An 18,125-nucleotide genomic window follows, 5' to 3' on the forward strand; every position below is an offset into this window, starting at 1 on the left:
CCCAGCAGGCTTGAAATCCCCGCCCGATAACCGAAAGATGACATCAGGGTGCAGCGCCTCACAAGGACGCTTGCCCGAGCCGTGAAATCCTTTCACGACTGGCGGCGGATGATCTCTGCCGCGAGATTGATCACGATGACGCAAGGAGCTGCGACATGGGAATCATTGCATGGATCATATTCGGTCTTATTGCCGGCATCATCGCCAAGGTGATCGTGCCCGGCAAGGACCCGGGTGGCATCATCGTCACCAGCATCATCGGCATCCTGGGGGCTGTGGTCGGTGGCTGGGTCGGCACCCTGATGGGCTTCGGTGAAGTGACGGGATTCAATCTGGCCAGCTTTGTCATCGCCGTGCTCGGCGCCGTCATTCTGCTGATTCTGTATCGCGTGCTGCGCAAGTAAAGCGTGTCATGAAGCGCAGTGGCGTCAGCTGGCCGCAGGCCACATGACGCCAGACAGGACGGCCAGCCGGCACATGCAGGCTGGCCGTCCTGCCTTGCAGGCTTGACGAATCTGGCCCAAGGCGTGCATGACTCATGAGTAAAGGCGCCAGGCCGTCACCCACGGGCGCCGCTCAGCGATGCGCTGTTCAGGGATTTCACCAAGCGACGGCCAGCCGACTTCATCTGATAAGTGATTTCCAGTCTTGCCACCGGCCCCGCAGGATTGCGCCGGCGGGCTTCCCGAAGATCACCCGCGACACGCTCTGCCCATTGCACCTCACGAGGCAGAGTCTGACCGCTTTTGCTGCCACGAGGATTGCCCATGTCCGATACGTCATCTCCCGATCACTCGACATCCACTGCCTCCGATCCTGCGCCGAGCGAGGGCAACGCCAGACCACGGGCCAGAGTCTCTCTCGCCAAACGCCTCTCGCAAGCTGATTTCCAGGCGCATGCCACACGCCTGCTCGCCGAGATCTACCCACAGCGTCATGAGGAAGTCCTCAGACGCCTGGAGACGGTGCTGGATTTCCATCGCACGCGCCTCACCCCCCGCGTACCGGAAGGCGAGCCGCTCTGGAGCGAGCGCGACCAGTGGCTGATCACCTACGGCGACAGCCTGCAGCAGGAAGGCGAGGCACCACTGGCGACCCTGCACGACTTCCTCGCCAGCCGACTGGACGACAGCCTGTCCGGTGTCCACGTGCTGCCCTTCTTTCCGTGGAGCAGCGATGACGGCTTCAGCGTCATCCACTATCGCGAGGTCAATCCGGTCCTCGGCGACTGGCAGGACATCCGGCGCCTGAGCGAGCAGCGCGACCTGATGGCAGACCTGGTCATCAATCACTGCTCACGCGAGTCACTGTGGTTCGCCGATTATCTGGCCGGCGTGCAGCCCGGCCGCGACTACTTCATCGAGATGGACCCCGACACCGATGTCTCCGAGGTCGTGCGCCCGCGCCCGTCTGCCCTGCTCACGCCGGTGCATACCCGTCGTGGCCTGCGCCATCTTTGGGCAACCTTCTCGGATGACCAGATCGACCTGAACTTCGCCAATCCCGATGTGCTGCTCGAATTCATCGGCATCCTGCTTTACTACCTCGAGCAGGGCGCGGGCATCATCCGCCTCGATGCAGTGGCCTTCCTGTGGAAACGCCAGGGCACCTCCTGCATCCACCTGCCGGAGACACACGCCGTGGTGCGCCTGCTGCGCGCCATCGTCGACCATCTAGCGCCGGGCAGCCTGTTGATCACCGAGACCAACGTGCCCCACGCCGAGAACATGTCCTACTTCGGGCTCGACCGCCTGTCACAGCACGACCTCACCGCCATCGAGGGCAGCGCCCAGGCCGATGAAGCGCACCTGATCTATCAGTTCACGCTGCCGCCGCTGACGCTGCACACCCTGACCTCCGGCGATGCCAGCGCCCTGACCCAGTGGGCCACCAGCCTGCCGTCCCTGCCTTCCGGCTGCAGCTACTTCAACTTCACCGCCAGTCACGACGGTATCGGCGTTCGCGCCCTTGAGGGCCTGCTGCCCGACCACGAGCGCGACACCCTGGTGCGACTGGTGCATGACTTCGGTGGCTACGTCAGCATGCGCGCCAACCCCGGGCGCGCCGACACCCCCTATGAGCTCAACATCAGCTACTTCGATGCGCTCAAGGGCACGCGGCGCGGCCAGGACCCGTGGCAGATCGAGCGCTTCATCGCCAGTCAGACCCTGATGCTGAGCCTGCAGGGCATCCCGGGGATGTACATCCACTCGCTGACCGCGACCCCCAACCACCAGGAAGGCGTCGAGCGCGATGGTCACCTGCGCGCCATCAACCGCCGCAAATGGCAGCGCGATGAACTGGAAGCACTGCTGGCAAGCCCCAACACCGCGACCCATGAGGTCTTCCACGCCCTCAAGCGCCGCATGGCACTGCGCCGCAACGAACCCTGCTTCCACCCGGATGCCGACCAGAATGTCTTCGATGTCGGCCCGGACTTCTTCGTCTTCGAGCGCGTCACCCATGAAGGGCGTCGCCTGCTGTTCGCCCTCAATGTCACCGATCAGCCGCGCGTGCTGCCGCTGCCGGCAAGCTGGCAAGGCGTCGCGCTGACCGACCACCTGTGCCACGACAAGGCCTACGATCCCACCATGGCCCGCCGCCCCTATCAGGCGGCCTGGCTGATGGAGCAAACCGTGCGCCCGCCCGCCATCGAGGTTGTCTGACGCCCTCTTTTTCTCCTCCTGCCAACGACAACGGGGCTGCCAGTGGCAGCCCCGTTGTCGTTGGTCTTGCTGTTTCCCGCCGCGAGCCTTACTGGTTGTCCAGCTCCACCGCTTCGTGCATGCGCTCGAGCAGGTCCGGCACGGCTGACTGCACCCGGTTCCAGCTCGGAATGAAGGGCTTGTCGCGTGGATTGTCGAGGAAGGCGCTGCCGGCATCCATGATGTTGGCGGCGAACAGCTCCACCGCCGCTTCCTCGCTGTGGCGGTCCACCGTCAGGCCATTCATGACGGCATCGTTGTAGTAGGTCTCGATCAGGTCCAGCGCGATACGGTAATAGGTCGCCTTGATGGTGCGGAAGGTCTCGCCGTGCATCTCGACGCCCAGCGTGGCCAGCTTGCGATACATGGCCTTGGCGATATCCAGACTCATGCGATTCAAGCCGCCCAGCGCATCTTCCTCGGACAGCGGCTGGTGCTTGTGATCGTAGGCATCGGCGATGTCCACCTGACACAGGCGCTTGGTGGAATAGTTGCGATGGACCTCGGACAGTACGCCGATCTCCAGCCCCCAGTCACTGGGAATACGGATGTCCGCCAGCACGTCGGTGCGCATCGAGAATTCGCCGGACAGCGGGTAGCGATAGCTGTCGAGATAATCCAGGTACGGCAGCGGGCCATAGACCTTCTTGAGCGCACGGATCAGCGGCGTGACCATCAGGCGTGCCACGCGGCCGTTCAGCTTGCCCTGGGCGATGCGCGAGTAGTAGCCCTTGCAGAACTCGTAGTTGAACTGCGGATGGGCCACCGGGTAGATCAGGCGCGCCAGCAGGCCGCGATCATAGGTGACGATATCGCAGTCATGCAGCGCCACCGCCTCGGCGATGCCCGAGGCCTGCACGTAGCCTGAGCAGTACCAGACATTGCGCCCCTTGCCGGCCTCCATCGGCGCCAGGCCATGCTCGGTCAGCTCCTCATCCAGCGCCCGCAGGCGCGGGCCGTCGTTCCACAGGATGCGGTGATGCTGCGGCAGATGTGAGAAGAACTCCTTGGCATGCTCGAACTGGTCACGGTCGGCGCGGTCCAGCCCGATCACGATCTCGCTGAGGTAGGGCACCTGGGCCAGCTCCTCGACGATATGCTTGAGCGCCGGGCCTTCCAGCTCGGAATACAGCGACGGCAGAATCAGGCTCATCGGTCGCTTGCGGGAGAAGCGCATCAGGTCCGCTTCGAGATCTTCCACCGGACGATCGGTCAGGTTATGGAAGTTGGTGATGATGCCATTCTGGTAAAAATCGCTCATGTCAGCTCCTTGTCATGCCGAAGACACGCATCAGGCAGGCGTCAGGCGCCCAGACCTCTGGATGTCCATTCTTCCGGCTGGCCATTGGCCAGCCAGTGACGCAATCCCTCGACCCATCCCTGCGGTCCGGGGAGATTGGCGCGAAAACAGCGGCGTTCATCCGCCAGTTGCGGATAATCGGCAAGCTCCCGATCACGCTGAGAGGTATCACCGACGCCGGGGATCAGCACAGCGTTATCGACGGCGGCCAGCAGCGGCAGGTCATTGGCGCCATCGCCGAAGCCCAGCGTCCAGGGGCGCACCCGCTCGCAGAGCCGGTAGCGGGCGATCAGATAACGCGCTGCCGCGCCCTTGTCGCTGTCCCCGGTCACATGGTGAAAGCGCCCACCACGTGTCAGCTTGAGGCCATGACTGGCCAGACGCGCACGAAAGTCCTCGAGACGCTCCGGCGCGTCACGCCATACCAGCGGTTCACTGGCATCACGCTGTCCCGCCAGGGCCGCGTCGCCCTCCCCCAGCCCCGTCAGCTCACTGATTCTCGCCACCGACATCGAGGCGAAGCCCTCGAAGGCGAATTCCCCGCTCAGCTCTTCCAGCACCGCGAGAATCCTGGCGCGGGGCATCGCCACCGCGATACGACACAGGCCGTGTGCGTCCGGGGCGCTGGCCTCTTCCAGCGGGTAGGCGCTCAGCCAATCGGCCGGCAGCGCCACCACGCCGCCGTTCTCGGCGATCCACGGCTGGCCCGCCAAGCCCAGCGAGTCCATCAGCGGTGCCAGTTCGGCCGCCGTCTTGGAGGTGTTGGGGACGACCCAGGCACCGCGCGCGCGCAGGCGGGTCAGCCAGCTGCGCGCCGGGCCCGGCGAGTAATCGTGGTGATCCAGCAGCGAGCCATCCAGATCGGTCAGCAACAACAGCGGTGCTTGAGTCTCTGACATGTGAACTCTCCTCGTGAAGTGCTGCAGCGTGTCGGGGGTCACCTCGACAGGATCTCGTGGCACCGGACAGGCATTGCAAGAGCATTGCAGGGAATGTGCCAAGATGGTGCAGCTGCCATGACCACCTGCCCCTTCTCACCGTGACTGTGTTTGTGCGCCCATTCATTTGCACCATAAAAGAGCACAAAGCCTGCCTTGCATGATGCCTCGCCACACGACGGCGCAAATCTTTCGTCACCAACGACGACGCCCTCGCAGATGCGAGGGCGTCGAGTCTTGGGCAAGCGGGCAACGTCTGTTGAGACTAGACCAGCCACAGCGATAGTTGCGGCCACAGCAGCAACATCGCCAGCACGCACAGCTGGATGGCGATGAACGGCAGCAGCGAGACGAAGATATCCTTGAGGCTGATGCCTTCCGGTGCCACGCCTTTCAGATAGAAGGCGGCAGGCCCGAAGGGTGGCGACAGGAAGGACACCTGCATGTTGACCGCGAACAGCACACCGAACCATACCGGGTCGTAGCCGAGCTGCACGATGATCGGTACGAAGATCGGCAGGGTCAGCATCGCGATGCCGATCCAATCGAGGAACAGCCCCAGCAGCAGCAGGATCGCCATCATCACCATGATGATCGCCAGCGGCGGGATATCCAGGCCGAGAATCATGCTCGACACGAAGCGGTTGCCGCCCATCAGGTTGTAGACCCCGACCAGCGCCGCCGCGCCGATACCGATCCAGATGATCATGCCGCAGGTGTTCATGGTCTGGGACAGCGCACGCTGCATCAGGGTGATGGAGAACTCGCCACGCAGCATCACCGCCACCAGCACGCCGAAGCTGCCCATCGCCGCGGCTTCGGTCACCGAGGCCACGCCACCGTAGATGGAGCCCAGCACCAGCCCCGCGATGACCGCTGGCACGCCGATGGCCTTGAGCAGCTCACGCTTGCTCTGGAAGCTGGCGCGACGCTCCTCCTCGGGCATCACCGGCCCCAGCGAAGGGTTGCGCAGACAGCGGATCAGCACGTAGATGATGTAGCTAGCCATCAGCACGATGGCCGGGGTGATCGCCGCGGTGAACAGGTCCGCGATCGACTGGTTGGCGATCAGGCCATAGATGATCAGCACGATGGAGGGCGGCATCATGGTGCCCAGCGAGCCGCCGGCACACACCACGCCGATGGCGATGTGCTTGTCATAGCCGAGTCGGAGCATCTGCGGCAGCGCCAGAATCCCCAGCAGCACGATCTCGCCGCCGATGATGCCGGACATCGCGGCAAGGAAGAACGCCACCACGATGGTCTGGATCGCCACGCCGCCGGGCAGTCGCCCTGCCATCACGCGCATGGCATTGAACAGGTCCTTGGCGATCCCCGAGCGATCGAGCAGCGAGGCCATCAACACGAACATCGGCACCGCCACCAGCGAATACTCGGTGACGAAGCCATAGACACGACTGGTGACCAGCGGCAGCGCCATCGGGCCGAACCAGCCGAAGGTGTAGGCCAGCGCGACCAGGCCGGTGACGAAGGCCAGCGGCAGGCCGGTGACCAGCAGCGCGAAGATGCCGCCGACCAGCAGCATCGTAGCCGTTGCGATATCCATCAGCGCGGCTCCTTGTGGTCAACTGTGGCGTCGGGAGTGGCGTCGGATGCGCCACTTCCCTCACTGCCGCCCTCGGGCGGGCGGGGCGAGAAGAAGGTCTGGTAGAGATGCCACAGCGCCTGCAGGGTCATCACCGCCAGCGCGAACAGGATCACGCCCTTGGTCAGCGCCGGAAACGGCGGATTCCATGAGGTGCCGGATCGCTCCAGCTGCCACTCGCCCAACGGACTGTGCGAGGCACGCCAGAACATCACCCAGCCCGCATAGCTCATCGCCAGACAGAAGACGAACGTCATCACGTCATTGAAGCAGTCCAGCACGTAGCGAAAGCGCGTGCCGACCAGGTCGTAGAGCACACGCACGCGAATATGGCGATTGTTGGCCAGTGCCGCCGGGCCGCCCAGCGCGAAGCTGGTCGCGACCAGGAAGATCACCGTCTCGTGCACCCAGGAGGTCGGCGAATCGAGGCCGTAGCGCATCACCACCTCGAATACGCTGATCGCCATCGCCAGTAATACCAGCCACGCCGCGGCGCGCGTGCCCTTGCCCACCAGGCGGTCCAGCGGTGTCCGCGTGCCCAGGTTCGGGTCGTGGTCATCCGACGCCTCGGGTAGCCCCGGCGACGCCACATCATGTTCTGCCATATCGAATTCCTTGCTGACTCGCTGCCTCAAGGAGAATCGGCGCGCCCAGTGAGCACGCCGACCTTGATCTCCCGCGTCTTTATCGTTCTGCGATCGTGTGGCCAAAAGCGTGGCTAGCTGCTTCTTGCCACACTGCGGCTGGCGCCCATTCCGCGCGCCAGCGGGCTCACATCAGGTTGCGGTCGGTCAGGAAGCTGACCACGGACTCGTAGACCTTGCCGGTCAGCTCATTCTTCTCGGCCCACACCTTCCACTCCTGCTGCGCGATGCGACGGAACTTGGCGCGCTCCTCCGGCGCCATGTCGATCACCTCGATATCCGGATTGGCACGCGCCGCGCTCACCGCCTTGATGTCACGCGCCTTGAGGGTGAAGACCATGTCGTAGGCCATCGCGTCGGTGGCGGTCTCCATGATCGCCTTGAGATCCGCCGGCAGGCCGTCCCAGATGCCCTTGTTCATCGATACCGCCACCATCGGCAAGGAGTGGAAGCCCGGATAGGACGGGTACTTGGCGAAGCTGTGCAGGCCCTGGTCATCATTGGTGGCGAAGACGGTGTAATCCGCCGCGTCGATCACGCCCTTCTCCAGACCGGTGTAGACCTCGGAACCCGGCAGGTTGACGGGCGCCGCGCCGGCCTTCTGGAAGATGTTGTAGACCATGCCTTCCGGCGCACGCACCTTGAGGCCCTTGAGGTCATCGACGGTGCGTACCGGCTTCTTGGAGACGAAGGATTCAAGCCCGGTGGCACCCGCGCCGATCAGATGCACGCCGTAGGGCTCGACCAGCTCGTTGTAGAGCTCCTCACCGCCGCCGTGCTGCATGTACTCGAGATATTCCAGCGGGTCACCCCAGGCGCCCACCAGATTGCCCAGCATGCCGAAGGCCGGATTCTGGCCCGAGAAGTAGGACGGATCAGTCAGGTGGCCCTGCAGGATGCCGGCGCTGACGGCGTCCAGCGTCTGGTTGGCCTGCACCACGGCATTGACCGGCAGGATCTCGATGGCGATGCGGCCATCCGACATGGTCTTGATGCTGTCGGCCCAGGCCTTCTTGACCTCGAACTGCGGCTCCCCGGCCGTCTCGGAGGTCTGGAAGGTCCATTCGTACTCGGCGGCCCAGCTCGGTGTGGCGATCAGCGTGGCGGCCACGGCGGTGGACAGGGCCAGCGCCTTGAGCGTGACACGGGCGGGAGCGGCAGTGGTGCGCGGCGAGGTAGTGGTGAGCGGCGAGATAGTGGAACGCGGCATGGTGAAACTCCTGGCTTGTTGTTATGACGTTCTAGGGTCAGTGGAAGACGTGCAGGCACTTCCCGGCGTGGCGAAACGCCGCGAGGTGCCGTTCACTCGCTTGATAGCGGTGCAGACAGGCTGGGCAGCTGGCCGAAGCGGCGCAGCAGCTCCAGCGGTTCCTGGGCGCGCCCGGCGGGATGGCTGCCTTCAGAGGCCGCAGGCATGGCAAGCCCGAGGTCCTGGCCGGTGCGGTCCAGCACATGCAGGGTCGCGGCGTGGGCGGCATCGGGCTGGCGCAGACGAATCGCCTCCATCACCGCGCGATGGCGGCCGAGGCTGTCGCCCAGCTCCGAGGCATTGTGATTGGAGGTCGCCACCAGCAGGCTGATCGACGGCTTGAGCACATGGCCAAGCTGCGCCCAGATGACGTTGTGGGTCGCGGCGAAGATGGCGTCGTGGAAGGCGATATCGGCGCGGTCGAACTCCTCCATGGCGCTGCCGCCATGCACCGCTGCGGCCATGCCGTCATAGGCCTGCTCGATGGCGGACAGGTCCTGGGCGGTGGCCTCGGTGGCTGCCAGGGCGGCGACGAAGGGTTCGATGGAGATACGGAAGGCGTAGATGTCCCGTGCCAGCTGCGGATGCGGCATCGCGTAGCGCGTCATCCAGCCGGTCACGCGCGGATCGAGCAGATGCCACTCGCTGAGCGGATTGACGCGGGTGCCCTGGCCGGTGGTGCGGGTGAGAATCCCGGCATTGACCAGGCTCTGGATCGCGGTGCGCACGGTGGCGCGGCTCTGGGCGTGCTGATCGCACAGGTCCAGCTCACGAGGAATCAGGCTGCCCGGCGGGTAGCGATTCTCGAAGATGGCCTGCGCCAGCCATTCGGCGACATCGACACGCGCGGTCGAGGTGTCGCCGGCTGAGGCAGACGTTCCAGAAGAGGCATTGGCGCGCGGGCTGCCGCCAGCGGCACTCGTGGTAGGCGTGGTCATGATCGAACGTTCCTTGATGGCGTGGCGCGTCATTTGTAGCTCGCGCACATCCTTCATGGGATGCATCGCGGCGCGCTCTTGTCCGTCAAGGAATAGACCATGTCAGACATGCCAACAAGACACCCTAGACCAAGGGTGAGACCCGACTTTGGTCACACCTTTACGCAACTCCATGTTGCGAAAGGACTATTCAGGTACTGGCAATCCCCCCGTGTGCTGGCGTCAGGCCGTGAATCGCACGCGGCCGATCGACACCGTACGCTCGGCACCGCTGTCCGCGACCACCGTTCTCAGCGCTTCCTCGCCTGCCGCGCCGAAGCTGGCCGACAGCTCGATCTGGCTGACGCCCTGGGCGACCAGCTCACTGACCAGCCGCTCGGCCGCCCTCAGCGTCCCCAGCGTGGCGACGGAAATGCGGACCTCGCCGCTGCCCTGGCTGCTCAGTGAGGTATTGCCGCTGTTCTCGACCAGGATCAGAAAGGCATGGTGCTGCATGACGGCCATGAGAGCCTCCTTGCACGAAGATGAGCAGAGTGTGTCCGGCATCGAGAATAGCGTAGCGCGTCCGCTCCCAGGCACAGGCTGATCTTTCTGAGCGTTGGTTGACCACTCTCCCACCCCGCTGTGCATCACACCACTCGGCCTCGGCTGGCCGTGGTGCGGGCACAAAAAAACGCCTGCCGCTTGCGCGACAGGCGTTTTTTTGTCTGGTGCATGACAGCGTTACGCCACTGTCAGCACTGCTACGGTGAGGGCCAGCCGGGCTGGCACCTCGTCACGCCTCAGGCGTAGACCGGCAGACGTGCACAGACGGCGGAGACCTTGGCCTGCACCTCGGCTTCGGCAGCGGCGGAATCGCCGGCGACCATCGCATCGAGGATATCGCAGATCCAGCCGGCCAGTTCCAGACACTCCTGCTCCTGGAAGCCACGCGTGGTGACGGCCGGAGTGCCGATACGCAGACCGGAGGTGACGAACGGCGACTGCGGGTCACCCGGTACGGCGTTCTTGTTGACGGTGATGTGGGCACGGCCCAGCGCAGCGTCAGCGTCCTTGCCGGTCAGGCCTTGCTTGACCAGAGACAGCAGGAACAGGTGGTCTTCGGTGCCGCCGGAGACGACTTCGAAGCCGCGCTCCAGGAACACGGACGCCATCGCCTTGGCGTTCTTGACCACTTGCTTCTGGTAAGTGGTGAAGGCCGGGTCCATCGCTTCCTTGAAGCACACTGCCTTGGCCGCGATGACGTGCATCAGCGGGCCACCCTGGCCACCCGGGAAGACAGCGGAGTTCAGCTTCTTCTCGATGTCGGCATCGCCTTCGGCGGACAGGATCAGGCCGCCACGCGGACCGCGCAGGGTCTTGTGCGTGGTGGTGGTGACGACGTGGGCGTGGGGCAGCGGGCTCGGGTAGACGCCAGCGGCGACCAGACCGGCCACGTGGGCCATGTCGACCAGCAGGTAGGCACCCACTTCGTCGGCGATCTTGCGGAACTCGGCCCAGTCGATGATCTGGGAGTAGGCGGAGAAGCCGGCGATGATCATCTTCGGCTTGTGCTCACGCGCCAGACGCGCGACTTCGGCGTAGTCGATCAGGCCGTTCTCGCCCAGACCGTACTGCACGGCGTTGTAGTGCTTGCCGGAGAAGTTCGGACGTGCACCGTGAGTCAGGTGGCCACCCGCGTCCAGGCTCATGCCCAGAATGGTGTCACCCGGCGAGACCAGCGCCTGGAAGACGGCACTGTTGGCCTGTGAACCGGCGTGCGGCTGAACGTTGGCGTAGGTGGCACCGAACAGTTCGCAGGCACGATCGATGGCCAGCTGCTCGACCTTGTCGACGAACTCGCAACCGCCGTAGTAACGCTTGCCCGGGTAGCCTTCCGCGTACTTGTTGGTCAGCTGGGAGCCTTGCGCCTGGATGACGCGGGGGCTGGCGTAGTTCTCGGAGGCGATCAGCTCGATGTGAGCTTCCTGGCGAACGACTTCGTCGTCCATGGCGCTCAGGAGCGCATCATCAAAACCGGCAATCTGCATGTCACGGGTGAACATCGGGTGTCCTCGCCTGAAGGGTGATGACGACAGCGAATTCCGGCGCGGCCGGCTCGCCATCTGGGGGTAAGATCAGGACCAGCATGATACCTCAGCCAGCGGTCCGATTCACATGAATCAGCATCATTGTTAACGCAAGACGGCCCCATGACCGAGACAACGATCATGAGGCCGCAGGTTGAGGTCGTCAGGCGTCATCATCCGGCGCTGCGATGACGAGGCCTGATGGCGCTCACTGCAGGGCGCGCAGCCCCGCCATCGGCGGCTGGCGCCTCACTTCTCTCGACAGCCAGAAGCCCAGCCCGCCGATCAACACGCCGCCCGCCAGCGGCAGCAGCACCCACAGCCACGGATGCAGCACCACCGGCAGCCCCAGCCAGCCGGAATAGAGTCCGACCGCCGCGCCTTCGGCGAGCATCGCCGCCAGCAGCCCACTGAGCAGGCCGAGCAGCACGAACTCAGCGGCCTGCAGGCGTGCCAGCAGCCCCTGACCGGCGCCGAACACCTTGTACAGCGCGCCTTCGTGCTCACGTGCCGGACGACTGGCCACCAGCGCCGCGTAGAGCACGCTGGCCCCCGCCAGCAGCACCAGCCCCAGAATCAGCTCCACCGCGCGCGACACCTGGGCGATCAGCTCCTGCACGCGGGTCAGGATGGCGTCGATATTGATCAACGACACGCTGGGGTAGTCACGCACCAGCGGCGCCAGCTTGCGCTCATCCTCGAGATGAAACGCCGTCATGTAGCTGTGGGCGAAACTCTCGAGCGCACCGGGCGGGAAGATGACGTAGAAGTTGGGCAGGAAGCTGTCCCAGTCGACATGGCGCAGATTGACCACCTGCGCCTTGACGGTCTCGCTGCCGATGGTGAACGACAGGCTGTCACCGATGACCAGCCCCATGCGCTCGGCAAGCTCCTCCTCCATCGACACCGGCACGCCCTGCGTGGCGGCGCGGCGACTGCGCATCTCGCTGTCTGCATCGGCGAAATCACTGATCGGCGCCCACTCGCCCGCCGACAGGCGGTTGTGATCCGGCAGATCACGATGCCAGGTCAGGTTCAGCTCACGCTGCGGGACGCCCTGCTGCTCGCCGTCCCCCTCGTCGCTGCGTCCTTCCTGCATGCCGCCTGCCGCCGGCTGATCCGACTGGGCTGCCTGCAGGCGCTGCTGGGTGCGTCCCAGCAGGGCTTCGCCCTTGAGCGCCGTGATGCGACCACGCACCATCGGGTAGAGCTCGCTCTGGCTGTCACCGGCCTGCTCATCCACCATCGCGGTCAGCTGCTCGCCGAAGGCCTGCTGCTCTCCGGGCTGGATATTGATCGCGAAGTGATTGGGCGCATCGGTCGGAATCTGCGCCTGCCAGCGGGTGATCAGGTCACCGCGTACCAGCGCGATCAACGCCATCGCCGCGAAGGTCACGGCAAAGGCGACCAGCTGGCCGAGGCTGGCACCGCGCCGCCTGGCCAGCATGCCGCCGGCGAGGCGAATCGGCCGGCTCCAGCCGCCCTGACCGCGCATGCGTGCCACCACCTTGAGCATCAGCGACAGCAGCAGCTGCCCCACCACCATCAGCAGACCCAGCGCGATGATGCCACCGACCAGCAGGCCGGCCGCCAGCATGAGGTCACCCGAGTAGAGCCACATCAAGGCGCCGAACACCAGACTGGCGATCGCCACCACCACCCACGCCGAGGCAGGCAGCGGGGCCAGTTCACGCCGCAGTACCTTGAGCGCGCTGACCTGACGCAGACGCAGCAGCATCGGGCCGGCGAAACCGACCAGCACCGCCAGCGCCGTCAGAATTCCCAATGCCAGCGGCAGCGGCCCCGGTGCGGGCAGCTCCAGCGGCAGGAAGCGCTCCAGCAGCGCCACCAATCCCATCTGTCCCAACAGGCCCAACACAGCACCCCCGGTACTCGCCAGCAGGGCCAGCCAGCCAAGCTGGGCCGCGAACAGCCGTGACAGCTGACGCTGAGAGGCACCGAAGCAGCGCCACAGCGCGGCGCTATCCAGGTGGCGCTCCACATAGCGGCGCGTCGACATCGCCACCGCGACCCCGGCCAGCAGCACCGCCACCAGCCCGGCCAGACTCAGGTACTTGTCGGCACGCTCCAGTGAGCGCCCCAGGCGCGGGCGGTCTTCGCGCACGTCCTTGAGCCGCACCTCGGCGTTGTCGGCACTCGCCAGCAGCGGCGCGATGGCGTCACGCGCCTGCTGCACCGCCGCCGGATCGCCCGCCGCCAGCAGGCGATATTCCATCCGCGAGCCGGGCTGGATCAGACCGGTGGCGTCGAGATCTTCCATGTTGAACATCAGGCGCGGACTGAACTCGGAAAAGCCGCCCTGCTGATCAGGCTCACGCGTGATCAGGCCACTGATGGTCAGCTGCTTGCGCCCGACCGTCAGGGTATCGCCAACCTCGGCCGACAGTGCCATGGCGAGGCGCGGCACGATCCACGCCTCGCCCGGCGGCGGAATCTCCGCGCGCGAGCTGGTGCCTGGCGCCTGCGCATCCTCGCCCGAGGCATCCGACTCCAGTTCCACCCGGCCGGCGAGCGGATAGCCCGGCGACACCGCCTTGAGACTCGACAGCACGAAGCTGTCGCCGTGCGAGGCCATCGAGACCATGCCCAGCTGCGGCGACATCTCAAGCCCCGCCGCGCGGAAGGCCTCGGCGAAACGCGGGTCGAGCGGGTTGCTGGACTCCAGTACCAGGTCCCCGCCGAGCAGCTGGCTCGCCTGGCGATTGAGGCCACGGTCGAGACGGTCAAGGAAGAAGCCGATCATGGTGGTCGCGGCGACCGCCAGCATCAGCGCCAGAAAGAGCGCGCGCACATCACTGGCGCGCAGGTCACGCAGCAGGCCACGCAGCGCCAGCGGCAGGCGCGCCCCACGCGGGCGCTGCGCGTTGGCGGAAGATGTCGCCGCGCGGTCAGACACCCGGGACTCAGACATCGTCGCCTCCTTGTGGCGTCGCCACGGCCGGCGCACTCGCCTCATCCTTCCACTCCACCAGCTTGCCGGCCTCGAGATTCAGGCAGCGATCACAGCGCCTGGCCAGCGTCAGATCATGGGTGACCAGAATCAGCGTGGTGCCACGCTCGCGGTTGAGGGTGAACAGCAGCTCCGCGATGCGCTCGCCGGTGGCGGTATCCAGATTGCCGGTCGGCTCATCGGCGAACACCAGCCCCGGCCCCGCGACGAAGGCGCGCGCGATGGCCACGCGCTGCTGCTCGCCGCCGGACAGATGACGCGGCAGGTGATCGAGTCGCTCCGCAAGCCCGACCCGCGTCAGCCAGTCACGCGCCTGCGCCTCGATATCGCCCTGCGGGGCCAGCTCCAGCGGCATCAGCACGTTCTCCAGCGCCGTCAGCGTCGGCAGCAGCTGGAAGTTCTGGAACACGAAGCCGACCTGTCCCGCGCGCAGCGCCGCACGGCCATCCTCATCAAGCCCCGCAAGCGAGCTTCCGAACAGGCGGATATCACCCTCGCTCGGGCTGTCCAGCCCCGCCAGCAGGCCCAGCAGCGTCGACTTGCCGGAACCGCTGGCCCCGATGATGGCGACGCTTTCCCCGGCCTGCACGGCAAGCTCCAGGTCCTCGAGGATGGTCAGGCGCCCTTCGCCACTGGTCACCCGCTGCGCCAGCCCGCTCACTTCCAGCACCGGCGCAGGCGTTGCGCTGGCCTGCGCGTCTGACGAGGTTTGATCCGACGCATGCGTCGCGTCGTTAATGGAGGCGTTATGTGACATCGTGTCTGCTCGCTTATGGTAGAGAACGGGGTGGGCACGAACTCCAGACCCCGAAACGGGTATGAATAGTGTGCAGATGATGGAGATGATGAATGCAGAAATGGCTAGTGAATCGCCGTGGCACCCAGTGCCTGGCGAGCGGCGGCAAAGCCCTCGGCACGCCGGGACTCAAGCGGCTGCGCAATGCCCTCGCCAGTTCGGCACTGGCCCTCGTGGCCGTGCTGACGCCTCAGGTGGCGCTGGCCGATGCGCCGGCCCCGTGGCTGGTGGTCGGTGACTCCATCTCGGCCGGTTACGGCATCGACAGCAGTCAGGGCTGGGTCGCGCTGCTCGACGAGCGCCTCGAGGACAACCTGGGCAGCGATGCGCCAGAGGTCATCAATGCCAGCATCAGCGGCGACACGACCGAAGGCGGCCTCAACCGTCTGCCGGCACTCCTCGAGCGACACGACCCTTCACTGGTGATGATCGAACTGGGCGGCAACGACGGCCTGCGTGGCCTGCCCCCCGCCCGCATGCAGGCCAATCTGGCCAGCATGATCGAGGCCGTGGAGGACGCCGATGCCCAGCCTGTGCTGCTCGGCATCGAGATTCCGCCCAATTACGGCCCGGCCTACACCGATGCCTTCCGTCAGGTCTATCGGGACTTGGCCGACGAATATTCCGTGCCGCTGGTGCCCTTCATCCTCGAGGGCATCGCCACGGCCCCGGCCAGCGAGAAGCTGATGCAGCAGGACCGCATTCATCCCACCGCCAAGGCGCAACCTCAGCTGCTCGACACCATCTGGCCGACACTCGCGCCACTGGCGCAACACACGGCATCAGCAGAGTGATCCATATCAGGCGCGGCTCATGTCACGACAGCTTGCATGCGCCTACCTTGCCGCGAGATGACAATCCGCGCCTGCCTGATCAGTGCCTGTCAGGCAGGCCATCTGGGCCATGAGGCCTTGCAGCGCTGACGTCATCAGCCCGATTCGTCGGTCGTCGGGGCCTGGCCCCATCCTCACAGGGAGTACTGCCATGAGTAAATCCAACAACAGGAAGGCGGATGCCGGCAAGGCGCATTCGAAGGCCAAGGATGCCAAGAGCAAGGATGCCAAGCGCAAGGACGCCAAGGGCAAGGCCAGCAAGAAGCACGCCACTGGCGATGCCCCGCGCATGACGCTAGGGCCGGTCTCCAGTGACGCCTACCCCTACGACGAGCGCCTCAAGCGCAAGGTCTATGAGGCCGAGAAGCGCGCGCTGCAGATCGAGCTGCTCAAGGTGCAGCATTGGCTGCGCGACAGTGGCGGACGCCTGGCCATCGTGTTCGAGGGGCGTGACGCCGCCGGCAAGGGCGGCACCATCAAGCGCTTCATGGAGTATCTCAATCCGCGTTTCGCGCGCATCGTCGCTCTCGACAAGCCCAACGAGACGGAAAAGGGTCAGTGGTATTTCCAGCGCTATGTCTCGCGCTTTCCCACCAGTGGCGAAATCGTGCTGTTCGATCGCAGCTGGTACAACCGCGCGGGGGTCGAGGCGGTGATGGGCTTCGCCACCCCGGAGGAAGTCGAACGCTTTCTGGTGCAGGTGCCCCAGCAGGAGCGCCTGTGGGTCGAGGATGGCCTGCACCTGGTCAAGCTGTACTTCTCGGTGTCCCGCGAGGAGCAATCGATCCGCTTCGCCAAGCGCGCCGCCGACCCGCTGACCCACTGGAAGCTGTCACCGATGGACGCCGTGGCGCAGAAGAAATGGGATGAGTACACCGATGCCGCCGAGGCGATGTTCGCGCGCACGCACAGCGATCATGCGCCCTGGACGCTGATCCGCTCCGACGACAAGCGCCGGGCCCGTATCGGCGCGCTGCGCCATGTGCTCAGTCAGCTCGACTACCCCGGCAAGGACAAGAAGATGATCGGCACCCCGGACCCGCTGATCGTGGTGGATGCCGATCGCCTCATCCTGCCCGACGACTGACGATCGAGTCGCGGGCTGTGCGCCGACGGCGCGGCTCGCTCAGGTCGATTGTGACAGCTCCGCCGGTGCCTTCTGCAGCTGCTGCAGGCCGAGTCCGGCCAGAATCAGTACCAGCCCCGCCAGCGTCGAGGTCAGGATCGGCTCGCCGACGATGAAGTGCAGCAGCGTCAATGAGATGGGCGGCGACAGGAAGATCAGGTTGGAGACCTTGGCGGTGCGCGACACCTTGTGCACCGCCAGCTGCCAGAGCACGAAGGCAATGCCCATCTCGCACAGGCCGACATAGATGCCCGCCGTCAGCGCCTGAGGATTGGCGCTCTCACCGATGAAGTTGCCAAAGCCCGGCCCGAAGGCCACCAGCAGCGTCAGCACCGGCAAGGCGATGCTGAAATTCTGCCACTGGGCGACCAGCGGCGCGCGCGGGTCACGTGCATTCAGCAACCAGTAGAGCGCCCACAGCAGGGTCGAGCCCAGCGCCAGCCCGACGCCCAGCGGGTCGGCGAAGGCGACATCGAATATCTCGCCACGCGTGGCGATGGTCCACACACCGGCGTAGGCGATCAGCCCCGCCGCGACATCGATGCGCGTCAGACGCTGCGCGAGGATCGGTACGGCGAGAAAGGCCATCGCCAGCGCCCAGGTGTAATTGAGCGCCATCGCCTCCTGGCCCGGCAGACGCGCGTAGGCGCCGAACAGCACCAGATAGTAGCCGACCGGATTCATCAGTCCGGCCCAGAGTGCCGTACGCCAGCCGCCCCGCCAGCCAGTGGTGAGCGCTTCGCGCAGCTTGCCCTGACGCCACATCAGCACGCCGATCAACAGCCACGACACCAGTGCCGCCAGCCATACCAGCTCCAGCGGCGACATCTGCTCAAGCGCCAGCTTGAAGGCGGTCGCCACCGTCGACCACAGGGCCACGGCGCCCAGACCGTAGAGCATGGCTTCCCTATCCTGACTCATGGCATCCTTCCTCGCATTTCGGGTATCGC

The 18,125-nt window shown here is 65.4% G+C and carries 15 protein-coding genes; 4 read left to right on the top strand and 11 right to left on the bottom strand.

The genetic code is table 11. From position 1 onward, the window contains the following. Positions 1–155: 155 nt before the first annotated feature. Together R2R70_RS08330 and R2R70_RS08335 are read left to right on the top strand one after the other, a co-directional pair. Complete coding sequence (locus R2R70_RS08330; protein WP_043331379.1) at positions 156–404, top strand: GlsB/YeaQ/YmgE family stress response membrane protein; 249 nt, start codon at positions 156–158, stop codon at positions 402–404. 363 nt (positions 405–767) lie between these two features. Further along, on the top strand, positions 768–2,666 hold the full coding sequence (locus R2R70_RS08335; RefSeq protein WP_410977790.1) for a sugar phosphorylase: 1,899 nt from the start codon (positions 768–770) through the stop codon (positions 2,664–2,666). A gap of 88 nt (positions 2,667–2,754) precedes the next feature. Here the strand turns inward: R2R70_RS08335 and R2R70_RS08340 are convergent, their stop codons facing one another. The 10 genes from R2R70_RS08340 to R2R70_RS08385 form a co-directional block, all read right to left on the bottom strand. After that, positions 2,755–3,966 carry a hypothetical protein gene (locus tag R2R70_RS08340; RefSeq protein ID WP_054555542.1) on the bottom strand — a complete coding sequence of 404 codons (1,212 nt, stop codon included), beginning with the start codon at positions 3,964–3,966 and terminating at the stop codon, positions 2,755–2,757. A 41-nt stretch (positions 3,967–4,007) separates the two neighbouring features. Beyond that, on the bottom strand, positions 4,008–4,904 hold the full coding sequence (locus tag R2R70_RS08345; RefSeq protein ID WP_410977791.1) for an HAD-IIB family hydrolase: 897 nt from the start codon (positions 4,902–4,904) through the stop codon (positions 4,008–4,010). A gap of 304 nt (positions 4,905–5,208) precedes the next feature. After that, complete coding sequence (locus tag R2R70_RS08350; RefSeq protein ID WP_043331381.1) at positions 5,209–6,510, bottom strand: TRAP transporter large permease subunit; 1,302 nt, start codon at positions 6,508–6,510, stop codon at positions 5,209–5,211. After that, on the bottom strand, positions 6,510–7,154 hold the full coding sequence (locus R2R70_RS08355) for a TRAP transporter small permease subunit (RefSeq protein ID WP_410977792.1): 645 nt from the start codon (positions 7,152–7,154) through the stop codon (positions 6,510–6,512). Before R2R70_RS08355 ends, R2R70_RS08350 begins: the two co-directional genes overlap by 1 nt. Positions 7,155–7,320: 166 nt before the next feature. Then, on the bottom strand, positions 7,321–8,403 hold the full coding sequence (locus R2R70_RS08360) for a TRAP transporter substrate-binding protein (RefSeq protein WP_410977793.1): 1,083 nt from the start codon (positions 8,401–8,403) through the stop codon (positions 7,321–7,323). Positions 8,404–8,495: 92 nt separating this feature from the next. Continuing rightward, positions 8,496–9,446, bottom strand: coding sequence for a FadR/GntR family transcriptional regulator (locus R2R70_RS08365; protein WP_410977794.1), 951 nt, complete (start codon positions 9,444–9,446; stop codon positions 8,496–8,498). A gap of 156 nt (positions 9,447–9,602) precedes the next feature. Further along, entirely contained in the window at positions 9,603–9,884 is a 282-nt protein-coding gene (locus R2R70_RS08370) for a hypothetical protein (RefSeq protein WP_107336213.1), read from the bottom strand. A 278-nt stretch (positions 9,885–10,162) separates the two neighbouring features. After that, the gene (gene glyA, locus R2R70_RS08375) at positions 10,163–11,425 is read right to left on the bottom strand and encodes a serine hydroxymethyltransferase (protein ID WP_153636359.1); all 1,263 of its coding nucleotides are present in this window, start codon (positions 11,423–11,425) and stop codon (positions 10,163–10,165) included. Positions 11,426–11,657: 232 nt separating this feature from the next. Continuing rightward, entirely contained in the window at positions 11,658–14,381 is a 2,724-nt protein-coding gene (locus tag R2R70_RS08380) for an ABC transporter permease (protein ID WP_410977795.1), read from the bottom strand. Beyond that, positions 14,374–15,177, bottom strand: a complete 804-nt coding sequence (locus tag R2R70_RS08385; RefSeq protein WP_410977796.1) for an ABC transporter ATP-binding protein — start codon at positions 15,175–15,177, stop codon at positions 14,374–14,376. The genes R2R70_RS08380 and R2R70_RS08385 overlap by 8 nt, the downstream gene beginning before the upstream one ends. A gap of 92 nt (positions 15,178–15,269) precedes the next feature. On the opposite strand from R2R70_RS08385, the gene R2R70_RS08390 reads away from it, so the two are divergent. Continuing rightward, positions 15,270–16,010 (top strand): arylesterase, encoded by a 741-nt coding sequence (locus R2R70_RS08390; RefSeq protein ID WP_410977797.1) that lies wholly within the window; start codon positions 15,270–15,272, stop codon positions 16,008–16,010. A gap of 190 nt (positions 16,011–16,200) precedes the next feature. Continuing rightward, positions 16,201–17,136, top strand: coding sequence for a polyphosphate kinase 2 (gene ppk2, locus R2R70_RS08395; RefSeq protein ID WP_410977798.1), 936 nt, complete (start codon positions 16,201–16,203; stop codon positions 17,134–17,136). 39 nt (positions 17,137–17,175) lie between these two features. Here ppk2 and R2R70_RS08400 read toward each other — a convergent pair whose 3' ends face one another. Then, positions 17,176–18,096: a DMT family transporter gene (locus R2R70_RS08400; protein WP_279832366.1), complete on the bottom strand. Its 921-nt coding sequence runs from the start codon at positions 18,094–18,096 to the stop codon at positions 17,176–17,178. Between the last annotated feature and the right edge of the window lie 29 nt (positions 18,097–18,125).

It is taken from the genome of Cobetia sp. SIMBA_158 (assembly GCF_046566945.1).
Lineage (GTDB): Bacteria > Pseudomonadota > Gammaproteobacteria > Pseudomonadales > Halomonadaceae > Cobetia > Cobetia amphilecti.

What these genes read in the sequence shown, in the direction of transcription:
- R2R70_RS08330 (WP_043331379.1), top strand. Translation starts at nt 156, where the DNA reads ATGGGAATCATTGCATGGATCATATTCGGTCTTATTGCCGGCATCATC.
- R2R70_RS08335 (WP_410977790.1), top strand. Translation starts at nt 768, where the DNA reads ATGTCCGATACGTCATCTCCCGATCACTCGACATCCACTGCCTCCGAT.
- R2R70_RS08340 (WP_054555542.1), bottom strand. Translation starts at nt 3,966, where the DNA reads ATGAGCGATTTTTACCAGAATGGCATCATCACCAACTTCCATAACCTG.
- R2R70_RS08345 (WP_410977791.1), bottom strand. Translation starts at nt 4,904, where the DNA reads ATGTCAGAGACTCAAGCACCGCTGTTGTTGCTGACCGATCTGGATGGC.
- R2R70_RS08350 (WP_043331381.1), bottom strand. Translation starts at nt 6,510, where the DNA reads ATGGATATCGCAACGGCTACGATGCTGCTGGTCGGCGGCATCTTCGCG.
- R2R70_RS08355 (WP_410977792.1), bottom strand. Translation starts at nt 7,154, where the DNA reads ATGGCAGAACATGATGTGGCGTCGCCGGGGCTACCCGAGGCGTCGGAT.
- R2R70_RS08360 (WP_410977793.1), bottom strand. Translation starts at nt 8,403, where the DNA reads ATGCCGCGTTCCACTATCTCGCCGCTCACCACTACCTCGCCGCGCACC.
- R2R70_RS08365 (WP_410977794.1), bottom strand. Translation starts at nt 9,446, where the DNA reads ATGCATCCCATGAAGGATGTGCGCGAGCTACAAATGACGCGCCACGCC.
- R2R70_RS08370 (WP_107336213.1), bottom strand. Translation starts at nt 9,884, where the DNA reads ATGGCCGTCATGCAGCACCATGCCTTTCTGATCCTGGTCGAGAACAGC.
- glyA (WP_153636359.1), bottom strand. Translation starts at nt 11,425, where the DNA reads ATGTTCACCCGTGACATGCAGATTGCCGGTTTTGATGATGCGCTCCTG.
- R2R70_RS08380 (WP_410977795.1), bottom strand. Translation starts at nt 14,381, where the DNA reads ATGTCTGAGTCCCGGGTGTCTGACCGCGCGGCGACATCTTCCGCCAAC.
- R2R70_RS08385 (WP_410977796.1), bottom strand. Translation starts at nt 15,177, where the DNA reads ATGTCACATAACGCCTCCATTAACGACGCGACGCATGCGTCGGATCAA.
- R2R70_RS08390 (WP_410977797.1), top strand. Translation starts at nt 15,270, where the DNA reads ATGCAGAAATGGCTAGTGAATCGCCGTGGCACCCAGTGCCTGGCGAGC.
- ppk2 (WP_410977798.1), top strand. Translation starts at nt 16,201, where the DNA reads ATGAGTAAATCCAACAACAGGAAGGCGGATGCCGGCAAGGCGCATTCG.
- R2R70_RS08400 (WP_279832366.1), bottom strand. Translation starts at nt 18,096, where the DNA reads ATGAGTCAGGATAGGGAAGCCATGCTCTACGGTCTGGGCGCCGTGGCC.